This is a genomic window from Amycolatopsis sp. WAC 04169 (genome assembly GCF_003947535.1).
Taxonomy (GTDB): domain Bacteria; phylum Actinomycetota; class Actinomycetes; order Mycobacteriales; family Pseudonocardiaceae; genus Amycolatopsis; species Amycolatopsis keratiniphila.
The window spans coordinates 666,314-683,248 of sequence record NZ_QHJI01000006.1; the positions used below are offsets into that span (position 1 = coordinate 666,314).

Sequence of the window (16,935 nt, forward strand, 5' to 3'; positions counted from 1 at the left end):
TGTCGTCCGCCTGGCCCCGGATCCCGAGTGGTAGCAAAGGTCCCTTGCTCCCTCAGCGGCCCAGCAGCCCCTTCGCGATGTGCGTCACCTGGATCTCGTTGCTCCCCGCGTAGATCATCAGCGACTTCGCGTCCCGCGCCAGCTGCTCCACCCGGTACTCCGCCATGTACCCGTTGCCTCCGAACAGCTGCACGGCCTCCATCGCGACCTCGGTGGCCGCCTCCGACGAGTACAGCTTCATCGCCGAAGCCTCGGCCAACGTCGGCATCTTGCCCGCGCGCAGGGTCTCGATCAGCTGGAAGACCATGTTCTGCACGTTGATCCGCGCGACCTCCATCTTCGCCAGCTTGAGCTGGATCAGCTGGAACCGCCCGATCTCCTGGCCCCACAGCTTCCGGTTCTTCGCGTAGTCCACGCACAAGCGGTGGCATTCGTTGATGATCCCGAGCGCCAGCGCCGCGACCCCGATCCGCTCGACGGCGAACCCGGACTTCACCTCGGCCTTGCTGTCACCGTCGCGGCCGTTCTCGGACTCGCCGAGCAGCCGGTCCCGCCCGAGCCGGACGTCACTGAAGAACAGCTCGCCGGTCGGCGACGACATCATGCCCATCTTCTTGAACGGCTTGCCCTGCGTGAGCCCGGGCATCCCCTTGTCGAGCACGAACGTCAGCACCTTGCGGTCCCGCACGTCCGAGCCGTCGTCGAGCTTCGCGTACACGATGATCGTGTCGGCATAAGGCCCGTTGGTGATGAACGTCTTCTGTCCATTGAGGACGTACTCGTCACCGTCGCGCCGCACCGACGTCTTCATGCCGCCGAAAGCGTCCGAGCCGGAGTCGGGTTCGGTGATCGCCCACGCCCCGACCTTCTCGAACGTCGCCAGCCCGGGCAGCCAGCGCTCCTTCTGCGCTTGCGTGCCCTTGGTGAGGATCGTCTGCGCGGTCAGCCCGATGCTCACGCCGAGCGAAGCGACGATGCCGAGGCTGACCCCGGCCAGTTCGCTCACCGCGATGAGCGCCATCGCCTCCTGCCCACCGAACGCCAAGCCGCCGCCACCCGAGCCGCGTTCCTTCGACAGCAGTTTCGACACCGATTCCCGCGCGAGCGCGTCGATGCCGAAGGACGCGAACATCTTCCGGATGATGTCGTACGGCGGCAGCGTGCCGCTTTCCAGCGCGTCGAGGTGCGGCCGGATCTCCTTGTCGACGAACTCCCGGATCGCGTCCCTGATCAGCAGTTCGGTCTCGGACCACTCGATCACGGGAGCCTCGCGGCGATGTCGTCGATCTCCCAGGCCGCCTCGGTTTCGATCACCTTGACGTCGTGCCAGCCCGCGAGTTCGGAGATCGCGCCGCCCTGCACCGCGAACACCTTGCCGGTGAGCGGGCACTTCTCGGTCGCCAGGTAGGCCACCAGCGGCGAGATGTTCGCCGGGGAGAACGCGTCGAACTCCCCCTCTTCGACCTCCTGCGCGAAGATCGCGCCCATGCCCGGCGTCGCCAGGGTGAGCCGCGTGCGCGCGATCGGCGCGATCGCGTTGACCCGCACGCCGTAGCGCTCCAGCTCCTCGGCGGCGACCAGCGTCAGTGCGGCGATGCCCGCCTTCGCCGCACCGTAGTTCGCCTGTCCCGCGTTCGGCAGCGTGGTCCCGGACGCCGAGGCGGTGTTGATCACCGATCCCGCCACCGGCTCACCGGCCTTGCTCGCGCTCTTCCAGTACGCGGCCGCGTGCCGCAGCACCGCCGCGTGCCCCTTCAAATGCACGGCGATCACGGAATCCCACTGGGACTCCTCGAGACCGGCGATGAACGCGTCGCGCAGGATGCCCGCGTTGTTCACGACGACGTCGAGCCTGCCGAACTCGTCCACCGCCTGCGCCACCAGTTCGGCGGCGCCCGCCCAGTCGGCGACATTGGCCGTGTTCGCGACCGCTTTCCCGCCTGCCTCGCGGATCTCGTCGACGACCTCCTGCGCGGGCCCGGCGTCGCTGCCGCTGCCGTCGTTCGCCCCGCCGAGGTCGTTGACCACGACGCTCGCGCCCTCCCGCGCGAACAGCAGCGCGTGTTCGCGGCCGATCCCGCGTCCGGCGCCGGTGATGACGGCGACGCGTCCGTCGAGTGCTCCCATGGCTTTGCTCCTACTCCGCGAATTCCGCGAGACCGTCTTTGATCACGACGGTTTCGCCGACGGTGGTTTCGAACGCGTAGCTCCCGGCGCCCGCGCGCCAGATATGCGTCGTCAGGTCCTGGCCGGGCAGCACCGGCTTGGCGAACCGGACGGCGAACCGCTTCAGTCTGTCCACATCGGACCCGGCGACCTCGGTCAGCAGCGCCCACGAAGTGAACGCCATGGTGCACAGGCCGTGCGCGATGATCCCCGGCAGTCCCGAATCCTTCGCGACCTCTTCGTCGAGATGGATCGGCATGGGGTCGCCGGCGGCGGGCGCGTACCGATACGTCTGGTCGTCGTCGACGTGCTGGTTCACCTTCGCCACCGGCGCCTGCGCACGGAGGCCTTCGTCGAACTTGTGGTCCGGCCCGAGTTCGCCGCGGGTCTCGCCGGTGTCGAACCCGCGCACGAACAGCGTCACGTACTGCTCGTTGACCAGGTCGCCGTCGTCGGTCCGGCATTCGAGGTGGATGGTGCCGCGGGTGCCGTTCGGCAAGCCCTCGTAGCCGGTCATCCGCGCCCGCGACACGAGCTTGTCGCCGGGACGGATCGGCCGGTGGAACCGGAATTCCTGCTCCCCGTGCACGATCCGGCCGAACAAGCCGACCGGGACGACCTCGAGCGCGGGCTCCATCAGCGACTCGAACACCGGCACGATCGCGAACACGGGGCTCGCGACGTCACCGGCGAGATGCGCCGGGATCGGGTCGTTCGTGGCCTTCGCGTACTCGATCAGCCGCTCGCGGGTGACCTCGAACCGCGACTCGTCGGTCCACTTGCCGAGTCCGCCGGGGTCGAACCGCTCGGTCACGAGACCAGCGCCTTGAAGTTCTCGAGCGAGGCGTCGAGGTTCTTCTTGCCGTCCTTCTCGACGGCCTTGCCGAGCGCGCCGACGATCATCTGGCCGGCGAACTCCGCGTCGATGCTGGCGAGCGACCCGTCTCCGGACGCCTCCACCGACAGCTCGAACTTGACCTTCACCCCGGCCATCCCGGTGCCGGAGATCGCGAGCTTCGACGGCGCCTCGAACTCGTCGACCGTCCAGGTGATGGTGTTCGGCATCCCGAGCATCGTGACGACCTCGGAAGCCTGCGCCCCCTTGGAGAATTCGGCCGGGACCTCGCCCTTCCACTTGGTGTGGATGGTCAGCCACTTCTCGAAGTTGTTGGGGTTGGAGAACTCCGCCCACACCTTGTCGGGAGCGGCGGGGAGTTCGACGGAGGCACTGATCTTGCCCATTGGTTCTTCCTTTCGGGATCAGCGCTCAGCGCGCTGGTAGGCGGTGACGACGGCGGCGCCGCCGAGTCCGATGTTGTGCTGCAGCGCGGCCTGGACGCCGTCGACCTGGCGTTTGTCGGCGGTCCCGCGCAGTTGCCAGGTCAGTTCGGCGCACTGCGCGAGGCCGGTGGCGCCGAGCGGGTGTCCCTTGGAGATCAGTCCGCCGGACGGGTTGACGACCCACTTCCCGCCGTAGGTGGTGTCACCGGAGTCGACGAGCTTCCCTGCCTCCCCTTCGGCGCAGAGCCCGAGCGCTTCGTAGAGGAGGAGTTCGTTGGCGGAGAAGCAATCGTGCAGCTCGATGACCTGGAAGTCCTCCGCGCCGAGCCCCGCCTGGTCGTACACCTGGCGGGCGGCCTGGACGTTCATGTCGTAGCCGATGATGTTCTTCGCGGTGCCGTCGAAGGTGCTGGCGAAGTCGGTGGTCATCGCCTGCCCGACGATCTCCACGGCCTGCCCGGCCAGCCCGTGCGAGTCCACAAAGGACTCACTGGCGAGGATCGCGGCGCCGGAACCGTCCGAGGTCGGCGAGCACTGGAGCTTCGTGAGCGGGTCGTAGATCATCCGCGAGTCGAGGACGTCCTGCAGGGAATAGCTTTCCTGGAACTGCGCGTACGGGTTGTTCACCGAATGCCGGTGGTTCTTCTCGCCGATCTTGGCGAAGTGCTCGGCGGTGGTGCCGTAGGTCTTCATGTGCTCGCGGCCCGCCGCGCCGAACATCCATGGCGCGGGCGGGAAAAGTACCTCGGAGATCTCCGCGAGCGCCTGGATGTGCCTGCCCATCGGCTGCTCGCGGTCGTCGTAGGTCGAGCCGAGTGATCCAGGCTGCATCTTCTCGAAGCCGAGCGCGAGCGCGCAGTCCGCCCGCCCGCCCCGGATCGCCTCCGCGGCCAGGTAGAGCGCGGTCGACCCGGTCGAGCAGTTGTTGTTGACGTTGACGACCGGGATCCCGGTCATGCCGAGTTCGTAGACCGCGCGCTGCCCGGAGGTCGACTCGCCGTAGACGTAGCCGACGTAGGCCTGCCGCACCTCGTCGAAGGAGATCCCGGCGTCGGCGAGCGCCTTGGTCCCGGACTCCTTGGCCATCTGCGGGTAGTCCCAGCCCTCGCGGCGTCCGGGTTTCTCGAACTTCGTCATGCCCACGCCGACGACGTACACCTTGTTGGCCACCACGACGCTCCTTGTCGTTGCCGGGTCGCTGCTGCCACTGAAGATACAGACAGGTCTGTATTTATCAACCCCTTACATACAGGTCTGAACGGATGTTACTTCCGGCACGGTGCGTGTCAGGTGACGCAGACGGGCGAGCCACACCCCCGTTAAACAGGGAGAACACGACTCACAGGGGGTAACGATGAAACGGACGAGCATGGTCTTGGCGACCACCGTCGCCGCCGGTCTGTTGTCGGTGGGCACCGCGTCGGCGAGCGGCTGGACGATGAGCTACCTACGGCCGCCAGGTGGAGACGCCATCCGGGTGGTGGCCACCGACGGCGCCGGGAGCTACGCGGGACACTCCAACCGGGGACTGCTCACCTGGTCGGGCTGGATGGTGCGGAACCACGGTTTCCCGGCGGGCTACGACACGGTCGAAGCCGTGGACGAGAACACGTCGAAGGCCATCCTCGCGAACGGGTACGCGAGTTCGACGGCGACCAAACGCTCGTTCGTCTTCCAGAACGGCGCGTTCCAGCTCCTCGAGAAGGTTCCCGGGTACGCCCAGACGGTCGTCACCGGGATGAACAACCGCGGCGACATCGTCGGCCGCGTGTACAACGATCCTCGATACGGCTCGTGGGCCGCGTTCTGGCCGGCCGGCGACCGCGCGCACCCGGTGCTCCTGGACTCCCCGCCGCTGCTCAGCCCGGTGGACATCGATCACGACGGCACGATCCTGATGCAGGAACAGTTCGGCGGCGTCTGGCTCTGGAAGGACGGCGTGGCACGGCGACTCGTCCTTCCCGAGGGCGTCCGCGAAGCACGCGCCATCGCGATCCGGGACGGCAAGGTGCTGGCCGACCTCCAAGGGGGCCAACGGCTTTGGACGGCCCATGACACGTCCATCCCGGTGCCGGAGACCATGACGGTGACCGCGCTGAACGGGTCGGGACTCCTCACGGGCTGTTTGCGAACCATGGGGACCGACACGATTCCCGCGGCGTGGACGCCGGGCGGCCCGGTCGAGACGCTTCCCGCGCCGTCCAGCGGTTGCGGCGCGATCGTGAGCGACAACGGGGAAATCATGGGGACCCTGCAGGACGACGACTACTACGACAAGCTCGTGGTGTGGCGCCGTGGCTAAAGTCGGGGTATGGATCCCGAAGAGCTTCGGCAGCGGTTCTCCCTGCTGACCACCGCACACCTGACCGACGGCTGCGTCCGCGCCGGCGTTCAGGTCCGGTGCGCGCCCGCGGGCACGCACACGGTCGTGCCCGGCGCCCGCGTGGCCGGGCGGGTCACCCCCGCCCGGCACGTCGGCAGCGTCGACGTCTTCCTGGAGGCGTACGAAATCGCGAACCCCGGCGACGTCCTGGTCGTCGACAACGGCGGCAGGCTCGACGAGAGCTGCGTCGGGGACCTCGCGGTCCTCGAAGCGCAGGCGGCCGGGCTGAGCGGCGTGGTGATCTGGGGGCTGCACCGGGACACCGCCGACATCAAAAAGATCGGGCTGCCGGTGTTCAGCCTCGGCTCGATCCCGACCGGTCCGCTTTCGGTCTCCACCCGCCCGGACGGCGCGCTCGAGTCGGCCGTCGTCGGGGAGTGGACAGTGACGCGGGAAGACCTCGTGTTCGGTGACGAGGACGGCGTCCTGTTCGTCCCGGCCGACCGGGCGGACGAGGTCCTGGACCGAGCCGAAGGCATCCGCGACACCGAGCGCCGCCAGGCCGACCGGATCCGCGCCGGAGAGTCGCTTCGCGAGCAGGTCCGCTTCGCCGACTTCCTCGCGGAGCGGGCGAAGTCGCCTTCGCTGACGTTTCGGCAGCACCTACGGGCGGTCGGGGGCGCCATCGAGGAGTAGCAAGGGACCTTTGCTACCACCTGACCCCGGGCACACCGCACCCGTCGTCCGTGAAGGCCTCCTTCACTACCTTCAGGGTAGGCAAGGAGGCCTTCACGGCACCGCGAGAGAGCAAGGGACCTTTGCTACCACTCGCGGCCCGGCTCATCCTCGCGCGGCTTGCCTCCCGCCGAGCCACAGCAGTCCGTCGATGACGAAGCGGTTCTGCACCTCACTGGCGAAACTCGACGAAAGCGGCTGGTTCGTCTCGTAGTTCATCTTGTTGTGCCCGAAGTTCGCGTAGAGCATCTTGTACTTCACGTTGGTCCAGAGGATCGGGTAGTACCCGCTGTACCAGGACTGGTTCGGGTCGGTCCCGAGCGGGAAGCTCACCGGGTCCACCGACGCGAGGATCCGGATGTCCGGGTTCCCGCGCAGGTCGCGGTTCCAGGCGTACCACTCGCTCACCGACGAGGTGAACGTCGCGGGCAGCCGTGTGGTCGAGGGATGCGGCCGGTTCTCCACCTTCAGCGTCGCCGTCGTCGGACCCCAGGTGTTGGACTTGAACGCGCCCGTGCCGAGGAACCTGTTGTGGTACCAGTCCCATGTGGACGGATTGGTGTTGAAGGCGGCCACGTGGAAGCCGAAGAACGCGCCGCCCGCGTTCATGTAGCTCTCGAAGCCCGAGCGCTGCGCGGAGGTTTGCGGCAGGTCGTCCAGGAACAGCACGACCTGGTACTGCGAGGGCTGCAACGAGCTCAGCCGGTTCCAGTCGTTGGTCGCGGTGTAGCTGAAGTCGTTCTGCGAAGCGGTTTTCGGGAACCACTGATTGGCTTCCTTGACGAAGCTGATGTGCGCCGCGTCGTAGGTGCCGTTGTAGAACGCGAGCACCTTGAACGCGGGTGCCGCCTGTGCCGTCACCGGCGCCAACGCCAGCGCGAGACACGAAACGAACAGCAGAGCGAGCCGGACCGCGAATTTCGTCATACCCCACCACCCATGCCGGAAGCGTTTAAGTTCACATCTTGAATTAACACATGACGAAGCGCCAGACCTGCGAAAAAAACGGTTCCCGCTGACCGGCACCGACGCCTATCGATAACCTGGGGATTATGGAACTGCGGGATATCGAGATCTTCCTGGCGCTGGCCGAAGAACTGCATTTCGGCCGCACCGCGGAACGCCTGCACGTCTCGCAGGCGAGGGTGAGCCAGACGATCAAGCAAGTGGAGCGCCGGATCGGCGTACCGCTGTTCGCCCGCACGAGCAGGCGGGTCCGGCTCACGCCGATCGGCGAGCGACTGCGGGACGACCTCGGCCCCGCCTACCGCGCGCTGCACGAAGGCATCGACCGCGCGATCGCGGCGGGCCGCGGGATCGGCGGCGTGCTGCGGCTGGGCTTCGAAGCACCGGGCGTCGCCGACCTGGCCGAAGACCTGCTGGACCGTTTCCGGCAGCGCTACCCGGACACCGAACTGCTCATTCGCGAGGCCGACTTCGCCGACCCGTTCGCGATGCTGCGATCGGGTGAGATCGACGTGCTGGTGACGCTGCTTCCGGTCGACGAACCCGATCTCACGACCGGACCGGCCGTGTACACCGAACCGATGGTGCTCGCGGTGTCGTCGAAACACCCTTTCGCGCGACGCAAGTCAGTCACCCTCGACGACCTCGCCCGCGACACCGTCCTTCGCGCGGCGCATCCGCCGGAGCCGTATTGGATCGAGGAACCGCGACAGTGGCTGACGCCCGCCGGGCATCCCGTAAGCCGGGGGACGCCCTTCGCGACCTTTCAAGAGCTACTCGCCGCGATCGCCACCGGCGCCGGCATCTGTCCGCTCGCCGCGCACGCGCGGGAGTACTTCAGCCACCCGCGGATCCGCTTCGTGTCCTTCGCCGACTCACCCGACGTCGAGTGGGGCCTCGTCTGGCCACGCTCCGCGGAGACAGCCCGCGTACAGGCCTTCGCCTCCATCACTTCGCACCCCTGACCTGCGGAAAGGGAGCAAGGGACCTTTGCTACCACCCGGCCGCCCCACCGACCCCGAACAGCGTGAAGGCCCCCTTCCCTCGGCTGAGCCGAGGGAAGGGGGCCTTCACGGGACGAGCTAGCCGGTGACCTTCTGCAGCCAGCCCTCCTCCAGCTTCACGACCTGCCCGTTCGCAGTGACGGTCGGCGTGCCGAAACCGGGGCCGTTGCCGAAGTCCTGCTGCAGCGACGGGTCCGTCGAGATCTTCTTGTACGCGTCCTGGATCTCCTGGTCGTACGCGCCGCTGTTGACCTTGAGCGCGAAGGCCGGGTCCGTGATGCCGACGTCCTGGCCCAGCTTGATCAGCTGCGCCTTGTCGAACCCGCGGCCGCCTTCCTCCGGCTGGTCCTTGAACAGCGCGTCGTGGAAGGCGAGGAACTTGCCCGCGTCGGCCGCCGCGAGGGAGGCGTTGGCGGAGTCCAGCGAGTAGCCCGGCGGGTCGGAACGCTGGTTCAGCATCGGCAGCATGTGGTACCGGACCTGCAGGGTCCCGTTGTTCACCTGCTCTTCGATCTGCCCCTTGAACGACTCTTCGAACTGCTTGCAGACCGGGCAGAGGAAGTCGGCGTAGATGTCGATGGTCTTCTTCGCCTCGGGCTTGCCGACGACCACGACGGCCCCGTCGCGCTTCTCGACGACGCCGGGCGCCGAAGCGGTCGGCTGTGCCCCGATCACCTTGCCCTCGGTGCTGTCCTTGCTGGACGTCGTCCAGATGACGCCGCCGATCACCAACGCGGCGAGGACGACCACCGCGACGGTGATCGCGACGACCTTCTTCTTGTCGCCGCCCGCGACGCCCCTGGCCTGTGCCACCGAGCGCGCCGCCGTCTGCTGCTGCTTGCGTTTCCGAGCGTTGCGCTCAGCTCCACCCACGATTATTCGTTCCCTTCAGCGATACCCACATAGTCGTCGTCGGCGGGGGCCCCGGAGTTCCCGAGCCAGCCGTCCACCGACAGCCAGGTCCGCGGCCGCACGATCAGCCACACACCCAAGAGCGCGAATCCGAGGTCCCTGGCGATCTCCTGCGGATACTGCGTCTGATCCGCGGCGATCTGACCGCCACCGCCGAAGCAGCCGCAGTCGATGCTCAGCCCGCGCGCCCAGGATTGGGCGATGGCGGCGATGAGCACCGCGAGCAGCAGCACCGACAGCACCGACACCCACCGGGTCACGAACCCGGCGAGCAGGAACAGGCCGAGCGCCAGTTCGACGAGCGGCATGCCGATCGCGACCGGGCGGACGAGCCCGTCCGGCAGGACGTCGAAAGCCTGGACCGCGATGTAGGTCTGCCCCGGATCGCTGATCTTCAGCGCTCCGGAAATCAACCAGACGGCGGCCAGTCCGAGCCGGGCGAGTGTGCCCACGGCGTCGAGTACGACTTGGGGCGGTCTACGCACGGGCCTAGGCTAACCGCCGACCCTGAGAACAACGTGAGGCGGCGGACGGAGGCACCCGATGAGGGGACGCGCCCTGCTGGTGACCTGCTTGATGCTGGTCACAGCGGCGGCCTGCGGCGAAGAGGCCGGTCCGTCGGATTCTCTCGTCGCGCGCGCCGTCGCGTCCAACAAGCTCACCATCGGCATCCGCTTCGACCAGCCGGGACTTTCCAAAAGAACGATGGACGGCCGTTACGTCGGTTTCGACGTCGACGTGGCGAAGTACGTCGCGAGCGAACTGGGTGTCGACGAGGATCACATCACCTGGCACGACAGCAGGCCGTCGTCCCGCGAGACGGACATCACCTCGGGGATCACGGATCTGATGGTGGCGACCTACTCCATCACCGAGAAACGCAAACAGGTCGTCGCGTTCGCCGGCCCCTATTTCGACACCGGCCAGGATCTCCTCGTCCGCCTCCGGTCGACCGACATCACCGGGCCGGAGAACCTCAACGGCCGCAAGCTGTGCGCCGTGGGCGGCACCACCTCCGCCGAGCAGGTGCGCGACAAGTTCGCCCAGGCCGTGCAGCTCGTCGAGTACCCGCGCTACCAGGACTGCGTCACCGCGCTGCTCGCCGGGCAGGTGGACGCGGTGACCACCGACGACGTCATCCTCGCCGGTTACGTGGCGCAGAACCCGGAGCTGCTGAGGGTCGTCGGGAAGCCGTTCTCGAAGGAGAAGTACGGCGTCGGACTGCGCAAGGAGGACACCGAGGGCAGGGCGGCGGTGGCCAAGGCGATCCAGAAGATGATCTCGTCCGGCGAATGGCTCGAATCGCTGAACCGCAACATCGGCCCGTCCGGCTACCGGATCCCGCCTCCGCCGCAGGTCACCGAGAAGTGACCCTTCCCGATCTGCCGGTTCGCGCCGTCCTGCCCGAACTCGAAGCCGCACTCGACGCCCACGGCACCGCTGTCCTCGTCGCGCCCCCTGGCACCGGCAAGACCACTTTGGTGCCGCTCGCCCTGGACAACGGCGAAGGCCGGGTGATCGTCGCCGAACCGAGGCGGCTCGCCGCCCGGGCCGCGGCCGCGAGGATGGCGTCCCTGCTCGGCGAACGCGTCGGGGAGACGGTCGGCTACTCGGTCCGCGGCGATCGGAAGGTGTCATCTTCGACGCGGATCGAAGTGGTCACCTCGGGCTTGCTGGTGCGGCGGGTACAGGGCGATCCCGAGCTGGCCGGGGTGTCGGCCGTCCTGCTCGACGAATGCCACGAACGCCATCTCGACGCGGATCTGCTGCTCGCGCTGCTGCTGGACGTGCGCGCCGGGTTGCGGGACGACCTGCGGCTGCTCGCGACGTCCGCCACGGTGGCCTCCGGACGGCTCGCGGCCCTGCTCGGCGACGCGCCGGTGATCACCGCGCACGCGAGGACCTATCCGGTCGACGTCTCGTACTCCCCGCCCGCGCGCGGTGAGCGGATCGAGGCGACCGTGGCCAGGGTGATCCACAAAGCACTGTCCGAAGGGGACGGTGATGTCCTCGCCTTCCTGCCCGGCGCCGGTGAGATCGCCAGGGTGAGCGGACTTCTCCACGGCCTCGACGCCGACGTGCTGCCCTTGCACGGACGGCTTTCGGCGGCGAGCCAGGACGACGCGCTACGCCCGCGCGACCGGCGCAGGGTGGTGCTCTCGACCTCGGTCGCCGAGTCCAGCCTGACCGTGCCGGGGGTGCGCGCGGTGGTGGACTGCGGGCTTTCCCGCGTTCCCCGGGTCGATCACCGGCGCGGCCTGCCGGGGCTGGCGACGGTCCGCGTTTCGGCCGCGGTCGCGGAACAGCGAGCCGGCCGCGCCGGACGTGAGGCGCCGGGCCGCGCGTACCGGTGCTGGGCCGCGCACGAGCAGGGGTCGCTACCCGCCTATCCCGAACCCGAGATCCGGACGGCGGAATTGGCGCGGTTCGCCCTCGAACTCGCCTGCTGGTCCACTCCGGACGGTTCCGGCCTCACCTGGTGGGACCCTCCCGGCGAAGGCGCGCTGGCCGCCGGACGCGCGTTGCTGACCACCCTCGGGGCGACCACGGAGGACGGCACGGTCACCGAGCGCGGGCGGAAGATGGCCGGGCTGGGCCTGCATCCGCGGCTGGCGAGGGCGTTGCTGGACGGCGCGGCGCGGACCAACGCGCGTTCGGCCGCCGAAGTCGTCGCGCTGCTGGACAATGGCGGAACGTTGACCGACCTCGAAGCCGAGTTGCGCCGAGCACGCGGCGATGAGCGCTGGAAGCGTGACGTGCGACGGCTTTCCAAGCTGGTGCCGGACGGCGGCAACGCCTCCGATCCGGCGCTGGTGGTGGCGCTCGCGCATCCCGAGCGGCTCGCGCGGCGTCGTGCCGCGGGGACGCCGGTGTATCTGATGGCCGGGGGAACGGCGGCCGAACTCCCGCGCGGCAGCGGGCTGGCCGACGTCGAATGGCTGGCGGTGGCCGAAGCGACCCGGGATCCCGGCCGCGCGCAAGGCATCATCCGCCTGGCCGCGCCCGCCGACGAAGACCTCGCCGTCCGCGCGGCGCCGAATCTGGTGTCCTCTGTGGACGAAGTGCGCTGGTTGTCCGGTGACGTCGTCGCGCGATCGGTGCGACGGCTCGGCGCGATCGTGCTCGCGGAGAAGCCGCTGCGCTCGCCCGCGCCGGACGCGATCCGCGCCGCGCTGCTGGACGGATTGCGTACCGAAGGGCTCGGCCTGCTGCGCTGGTCGGAGGACGGGAAGCGACTGCGCAAACGTCTGTCCTTCCTGCACCGGGTGCTGGGTGCACCTTGGCCCTCCGTCGCCGATACCGACCTACTGTCCATTTTGGACATCTGGCTCGACCTCGGCACGGCACGCCGCCGATCGGATCTGGCCTCGCTGGACGCGGGTGCCGCGCTGCGCGGTCTGCTGCCCTGGCCCGAGGCGTCGCGTTTGGACGAACTGGCGCCGGACCGGCTGGAGGTACCGTCGGGTTCGCGGATCCGGGTCGACTACTCGGGCGAGCAGCCGGTGCTGGCGGTCAAACTGCAGGAGACCTTCGGCTGGCTCGCGACACCGCAGCTGGCGGGTGTCCCCGTCGTGCTCCACCTGCTCTCCCCCGCCGGACGGCCCGCCGCGGTCACCGCCGATCTGGAATCGTTCTGGCGCAACGGTTACGCGGCCGTACGGGCCGATCTTCGCGGGCGCTACCCGAAACATCCGTGGCCGGAGGACCCGCTGACCGCCGCGCCCACCCGGCGCACGTCACGAGGTCAGTCCATCAACTGATGCTGAGGTCTGGTCGGCAACTGCGCCGCCAACTCCTCGTCGTCCTCACGTTCGTTGAGCCCCAGTTGCACGGCGCTGCGGATCTGCTCCCGGTTCTCCCGCACCACATGCGCGAAGAACTCGTCGATCCGCGGATCGGTCAGCACTTCGAGGATCACGCGCATCGCGGTGTCGATCACCGAACGCACCACCTCGTCGTGGAACGGCAGCTTCGAAAGCCGCCCGGCCTGCGGATCGTTCTTGAGTTTCTCCGCGATGATCCCGCGCAGCAGCGTCTGGTTCTCGCCGAGTGAGCGCGCGAGGTTCTGCGGATAGTTCCCGGTTTCCAGTACCTTCACGACCTCGTCGAGCACCGCGATCGTGATCGGCTTCTTGATCGCCAGCACGATCGGCCGCGAAAGCCTTTCGACCAGCCGCTGCGTGAACCGCTCCCCGAACGCGCGGTCCGCCGTCCGGGCGAGCCGGACCAGGACCACGATGATCCGCAACAGCCGGAAACCGCGCAGTGCCGGATGCGCGATGGGGATCATGCCGAGGATTTCGTACCAATTGCGCAGCGGGAACCGCTTCTCCCAGCCGTTGCGCCGCCACCGCCAGAGGAATTCCAGCGCGAAGATGCCGCACACCGTCGTGTCGATGACGAAGACGCGGTGCGCCGTCTCCTCCGAATGCGGGAAGAACGTCACGTAGGCGAGCAGCCCGACGGAGAACACGGCGAGGACGAGCATCACCAGGTCGAGCGGATTCACGCGCCGTTGTTCGCGGGTGGTCATGGCGCCGATTCTGCCTTTCCGCGGCGACTCGTGCCGAGCGGCACCTGCCGAAAGTAAGGGGTGGCCGATGACTTCGGGGCAATGACCGCGGGTGTCCCCGCATCGGAGGATTCGGGGACACGAAGGAGGACGCGGATGATCACGCTTCGAGGACTCACGAAGCGCTATGGCGAGAAGACGGTGGTCGACGGGCTGACCTTCGCCGTCGAGCCGGGCAAGGTGACCGGCTTCCTCGGTCCCAACGGCGCGGGCAAGTCGACGACCATGCGGATGACGCTCGGCCTCGACGCGCCGAGCGCGGGCGAAGTCCGCATCGACGGCAAGAGGTACGAGGACCTGCGCTTCCCGCTGCGCGAGGTCGGCGCGCTGCTGGAGGCCAAGGCACTGCATCCCGGCCGGAGCGCGGGCAAGCACCTGCTGGCGATGGCGCGCAGCAACGGGATCCCGGCGAGCCGGGTGGACGAAGTGCTCGCGACGGTGGGCCTCACCGACGTCGCGGGGAAACGCGCCGGGACGTTCTCCCTCGGCATGGGGCAGCGGCTCGGGATCGCCGGCGCCCTGCTGGGTGACCCTGGCGTGCTGATGTTCGACGAGCCGGTGAACGGGCTCGACCCCGACGGCGTCCGCTGGGTGCGGCACCTGATGCGTTCGCTCGCCGAGGAGGGCCGCACGGTGTTCGTGTCGAGCCATCTGATGAGCGAGATGCAACTGACCGCCGACCGGCTGGTCGTCATCGGCAAGGGAAGGCTCCTCGCCGACGCGCCGGTCGACGAGTTCATCGCGGGCAATTCGCGGACGTCGGTCGTGGTGCGGGTGCCCGCTCCCGCCGACCTGCGTGTCCTCGACCAGCGCCTTCGCGCACTCGGCGCGGCCACGGAAACCGACCAGGGCGAACTGCTGGTGCACGACCTGCCCGTTCATCTCGTCGGCGACGCGGTGCACGAACTCGGGATCCGCGTGCACGGGCTGACCGAGCGGACCGCCTCGCTCGAACAGGCGTACATGGAATTGACCGCCTCGTCGGTCGAATACGGAACGGGAGTCGCGGCATGAAGTCACTCATGGTCCTGGTGGCGGTGATCGCCGGCCTGCTGGGGGTGCCGGCGGTCGCGTCGGCGGCACCGGCGCTGTCGCTGCCCGCACCGGCCGGCCCGTTCCCGATCGGACTGCGGACGCTGCATCTCACCGATCAGCGGAGAGCCGATCCCTGGGTGCCCGAAAAGCGCCGGGAACTGATGGTCAACGTCTGGTATCCGGCCGTGCCGATCGGGCGCGCGCCGCGGTACATGACCGAGGCGGAGTCGGCGGCCGCGGTCGCCGGGCGGAAACTCGACCTGCCGCCGGACGCGTTGAGCAAGGTGCGGGTCCACTCGCGGGAGAACGCGCCCTCATTGCCGGGACGGCGTCCGCTGGTGGTGCTTTCACCGGGTGCGGGCAACAACCGGATCACCCTGACCTCGGTGGCCGAACACCTTGCCGCGCAAGGCTTCGTGGTCGCCGGGATCGACCACGCCTACGAAGCCTGGGCGACGGAGTTCCCCGACGGGCTGCGCCAGTGTGTCGCTTGTGGACTCCCCGGCGAGCCGTGGCCCGCCGCGATCGCGAACCGCGCCGTGGACACCACGTTCGTTGTCGACACGCTGCTGAAGGACCGGCGCTGGTCGATCGACGCGACGAAGATCGGGATGGCCGGTCACTCCGCCGGGGGTTCGGCGACCGCCGCCGCGATGGTCGCCGACCGGCGGATCAAGGCGGGCGTGAACGTGGACGGCCCGTTCTACGGCGGCGTCTCGCTCGACCGGCCGTTCCTGCTGCTGGCCAGCCCGACCGGCGAGAAGTACTTCCGCGCGTCCTGGGACGAGACGTGGCCGCGGCTCACCGGCCCGAAGAAGCAGGACCTGGTCGAGAACAGCGGCCATTCGTCGGTGACCGACGCGGCGATCCTGATCGACCAGCTGGGGCTGCGACCGCAGCTCCCGCCGACCGAGATCGAAAACCAGTACGGCTCGATCGACTCGCGGAAGGCGCTGGAGTTCTTCCGTACCGAGTTGACCGGTTTCTTCAAGCAGTGGAGCGCACGATGAACGCGATCTCTTCGGAATGGACCAAGTTCTGGTCGGTCCGGTCGACCTGGTGGTGCCTGATCGGCGGCGTCTTCCTGATGCTCGCCTACTCGGCGGCTCTCGGTTTCGCGCTCCAGGACGGCAGCGACCGTCCGATGGCCCCGCACGCCGTGGTGACCGGAGCGGCGTTCTATCTCACGCAGTTCGCCGTGGTCGCGCTGGCGACGCTGTTCGTCACGAGCGAATACGCGAGCGGCAGTATCCGTTCGACCCTGCAGTGGGTCCCAGTGCGGAACCGGGTCCTCGCGGCGAAGTCGGCCGTCCTGCTGCCGGTGCTGTTCGGCTACGGCGTGCTGAACACGCTCGCCGGCGTGGCGGTCTCGGCGCCGCTGATCCCCGCGCCCGACTCATCGGTGGGCGAAGTACTCGCGACCGCGGCGGGCATGGGGGCCTACTTCGCGCTACTGGGCCTGCTCTGTCTCGGTCTGGGGACGGCGCTGCGTTCGACGGCGGGAACGATCGTGTCGGTGTTCGTGCTGCTGGTGATGATCCCGATGTTCGCCGGTTCGCTCGGCTGGGAAGACCTCGTGAACTACTTCCCCGGCTTCGCGGGTGTCAACGCGATGGTCACGCCCGGGGAGCGGAACCCGATCTTCGGCGGCATCGCGCCCTACGCGCCTTGGGTCGGCGTCGCGCTCTGTGCGGCTTGGGCCGCGGCTGGGCTTGTCGCCGGTTCCACCGTGCTGCGGCGGCGCGACGCCTGACGGGGAGCAAGGGACCTTTGCTACCACCCGGGCCGGCGGCACGTCGCGAAAGCCACTTTCAGGACGTCAGATGTCCCGAAAGTGGCTTTCGCGACTTCGCGCTCCGGGACCGGCGCCCCCGAGTGGCAGCAAAGGTCCCCTGCTCTCTTTCCGCAGGTCAGCGCCCCAAGCGGTAGCAAAGGTCCCT

Annotated in this window: 17 protein-coding genes; 8 read left to right on the plus strand and 9 right to left on the minus strand. The window is 68.5% G+C overall.

Annotated elements, in window-relative coordinates:
- Positions 1-52: 52 nt before the first annotated feature.
- From DMC61_RS19015 to DMC61_RS19035, 5 genes are read right to left on the minus strand one after another with little or no spacing between them, the layout of a single operon-like run.
- The gene (locus DMC61_RS19015; protein ID WP_125690408.1) at positions 53-1,261 is read right to left on the minus strand and encodes an acyl-CoA dehydrogenase family protein; all 1,209 of its coding nucleotides are present in this window, start codon (positions 1,259-1,261) and stop codon (positions 53-55) included.
- The gene (locus tag DMC61_RS19020) at positions 1,258-2,127 is read right to left on the minus strand and encodes an SDR family oxidoreductase (protein ID WP_125690409.1); all 870 of its coding nucleotides are present in this window, start codon (positions 2,125-2,127) and stop codon (positions 1,258-1,260) included. Before DMC61_RS19020 ends, DMC61_RS19015 begins: the two co-directional genes overlap by 4 nt.
- Before the next feature lie 10 nt (positions 2,128-2,137).
- On the minus strand, positions 2,138-2,980 hold the full coding sequence (locus DMC61_RS19025) for a MaoC/PaaZ C-terminal domain-containing protein (protein WP_125690410.1): 843 nt from the start codon (positions 2,978-2,980) through the stop codon (positions 2,138-2,140).
- On the minus strand, positions 2,977-3,408 hold the full coding sequence (locus DMC61_RS19030) for an SRPBCC family protein (RefSeq protein ID WP_016331679.1): 432 nt from the start codon (positions 3,406-3,408) through the stop codon (positions 2,977-2,979). Before DMC61_RS19030 ends, DMC61_RS19025 begins: the two co-directional genes overlap by 4 nt.
- An 18-nt stretch (positions 3,409-3,426) precedes the next feature.
- Complete coding sequence (locus tag DMC61_RS19035) at positions 3,427-4,620, minus strand: lipid-transfer protein (protein WP_199750027.1); 1,194 nt, start codon at positions 4,618-4,620, stop codon at positions 3,427-3,429.
- 181 nt (positions 4,621-4,801) lie between these two features.
- On the opposite strand from DMC61_RS19035, the gene DMC61_RS19040 reads away from it, so the two are divergent.
- Both DMC61_RS19040 and DMC61_RS19045 read left to right on the plus strand, forming a co-directional pair.
- Positions 4,802-5,749 carry a hypothetical protein gene (locus DMC61_RS19040; RefSeq protein ID WP_233594858.1) on the plus strand — a complete coding sequence of 316 codons (948 nt, stop codon included), beginning with the start codon at positions 4,802-4,804 and terminating at the stop codon, positions 5,747-5,749.
- Between the two features lie 9 nt (positions 5,750-5,758).
- On the plus strand, positions 5,759-6,466 hold the full coding sequence (locus DMC61_RS19045) for an RraA family protein (RefSeq protein WP_125690412.1): 708 nt from the start codon (positions 5,759-5,761) through the stop codon (positions 6,464-6,466).
- A gap of 144 nt (positions 6,467-6,610) precedes the next feature.
- Here DMC61_RS19045 and DMC61_RS19050 read toward each other — a convergent pair whose 3' ends face one another.
- Complete coding sequence (locus DMC61_RS19050; protein WP_125690413.1) at positions 6,611-7,432, minus strand: ThuA domain-containing protein; 822 nt, start codon at positions 7,430-7,432, stop codon at positions 6,611-6,613.
- Positions 7,433-7,557: 125 nt separating this feature from the next.
- On the opposite strand from DMC61_RS19050, the gene DMC61_RS19055 reads away from it, so the two are divergent.
- Positions 7,558-8,436, plus strand: coding sequence for a LysR family transcriptional regulator (locus tag DMC61_RS19055; RefSeq protein WP_125690414.1), 879 nt, complete (start codon positions 7,558-7,560; stop codon positions 8,434-8,436).
- 117 nt (positions 8,437-8,553) lie between these two features.
- On the opposite strand, the gene DMC61_RS19060 is transcribed toward DMC61_RS19055, so the two are convergent.
- Together DMC61_RS19060 and DMC61_RS19065 are read right to left on the minus strand one after the other, a co-directional pair.
- The gene (locus tag DMC61_RS19060; RefSeq protein WP_125690415.1) at positions 8,554-9,348 is read right to left on the minus strand and encodes a thioredoxin domain-containing protein; all 795 of its coding nucleotides are present in this window, start codon (positions 9,346-9,348) and stop codon (positions 8,554-8,556) included.
- A gap of 2 nt (positions 9,349-9,350) precedes the next feature.
- A complete protein-coding gene (locus tag DMC61_RS19065; RefSeq protein ID WP_016331672.1) occupies positions 9,351-9,839 on the minus strand; it encodes a MauE/DoxX family redox-associated membrane protein in 489 nt (162 codons plus the stop codon).
- A 91-nt stretch (positions 9,840-9,930) separates the two neighbouring features.
- On the opposite strand from DMC61_RS19065, the gene DMC61_RS19070 reads away from it, so the two are divergent.
- The gene (locus tag DMC61_RS19070; protein WP_125690416.1) at positions 9,931-10,758 is read left to right on the plus strand and encodes a glutamate ABC transporter substrate-binding protein; all 828 of its coding nucleotides are present in this window, start codon (positions 9,931-9,933) and stop codon (positions 10,756-10,758) included.
- The gene (gene hrpB / locus DMC61_RS19075; protein ID WP_125690417.1) at positions 10,755-13,148 is read left to right on the plus strand and encodes an ATP-dependent helicase HrpB; all 2,394 of its coding nucleotides are present in this window, start codon (positions 10,755-10,757) and stop codon (positions 13,146-13,148) included. The genes DMC61_RS19070 and hrpB overlap by 4 nt, the downstream gene beginning before the upstream one ends.
- On the opposite strand, the gene DMC61_RS19080 is transcribed toward hrpB, so the two are convergent.
- Positions 13,133-13,921 (minus strand): ion transporter, encoded by a 789-nt coding sequence (locus DMC61_RS19080; protein WP_016331669.1) that lies wholly within the window; start codon positions 13,919-13,921, stop codon positions 13,133-13,135. The two genes, hrpB and DMC61_RS19080, sit on opposite strands and share 16 nt — an antisense overlap.
- A 135-nt stretch (positions 13,922-14,056) precedes the next feature.
- On the opposite strand from DMC61_RS19080, the gene DMC61_RS19085 reads away from it, so the two are divergent.
- Genes DMC61_RS19085 through DMC61_RS19095 form a run of 3 tightly spaced genes read left to right on the plus strand, consistent with a single transcriptional unit; the run spans position 14,057 to position 16,748 of the window.
- Entirely contained in the window at positions 14,057-14,974 is a 918-nt protein-coding gene (locus DMC61_RS19085; RefSeq protein ID WP_125690418.1) for an ABC transporter ATP-binding protein, read from the plus strand.
- Complete coding sequence (locus DMC61_RS19090) at positions 14,971-16,005, plus strand: acetylhydrolase (RefSeq protein ID WP_125690419.1); 1,035 nt, start codon at positions 14,971-14,973, stop codon at positions 16,003-16,005. The genes DMC61_RS19085 and DMC61_RS19090 overlap by 4 nt, the downstream gene beginning before the upstream one ends.
- On the plus strand, positions 16,002-16,748 hold the full coding sequence (locus DMC61_RS19095; protein WP_125690420.1) for an ABC transporter permease: 747 nt from the start codon (positions 16,002-16,004) through the stop codon (positions 16,746-16,748). The genes DMC61_RS19090 and DMC61_RS19095 overlap by 4 nt, the downstream gene beginning before the upstream one ends.
- Positions 16,749-16,935 lie beyond the last annotated feature (187 nt).

Coding starts and splice junctions, on each gene's coding strand:
- DMC61_RS19020 (WP_125690409.1), bottom strand. CDS start 2,127: ATGGGAGCACTCGACGGACGCGTCGCCGTCATCACCGGCGCCGGACGC.
- DMC61_RS19030 (WP_016331679.1), bottom strand. CDS start 3,408: ATGGGCAAGATCAGTGCCTCCGTCGAACTCCCCGCCGCTCCCGACAAG.
- DMC61_RS19040 (WP_233594858.1), top strand. CDS start 4,802: ATGAAACGGACGAGCATGGTCTTGGCGACCACCGTCGCCGCCGGTCTG.
- DMC61_RS19045 (WP_125690412.1), top strand. CDS start 5,759: ATGGATCCCGAAGAGCTTCGGCAGCGGTTCTCCCTGCTGACCACCGCA.
- DMC61_RS19050 (WP_125690413.1), bottom strand. CDS start 7,432: ATGACGAAATTCGCGGTCCGGCTCGCTCTGCTGTTCGTTTCGTGTCTC.
- DMC61_RS19055 (WP_125690414.1), top strand. CDS start 7,558: ATGGAACTGCGGGATATCGAGATCTTCCTGGCGCTGGCCGAAGAACTG.
- DMC61_RS19070 (WP_125690416.1), top strand. CDS start 9,931: ATGAGGGGACGCGCCCTGCTGGTGACCTGCTTGATGCTGGTCACAGCG.
- DMC61_RS19080 (WP_016331669.1), bottom strand. CDS start 13,921: ATGACCACCCGCGAACAACGGCGCGTGAATCCGCTCGACCTGGTGATG.
- DMC61_RS19085 (WP_125690418.1), top strand. CDS start 14,057: ATGATCACGCTTCGAGGACTCACGAAGCGCTATGGCGAGAAGACGGTG.
- DMC61_RS19090 (WP_125690419.1), top strand. CDS start 14,971: ATGAAGTCACTCATGGTCCTGGTGGCGGTGATCGCCGGCCTGCTGGGG.
- DMC61_RS19095 (WP_125690420.1), top strand. CDS start 16,002: ATGAACGCGATCTCTTCGGAATGGACCAAGTTCTGGTCGGTCCGGTCG.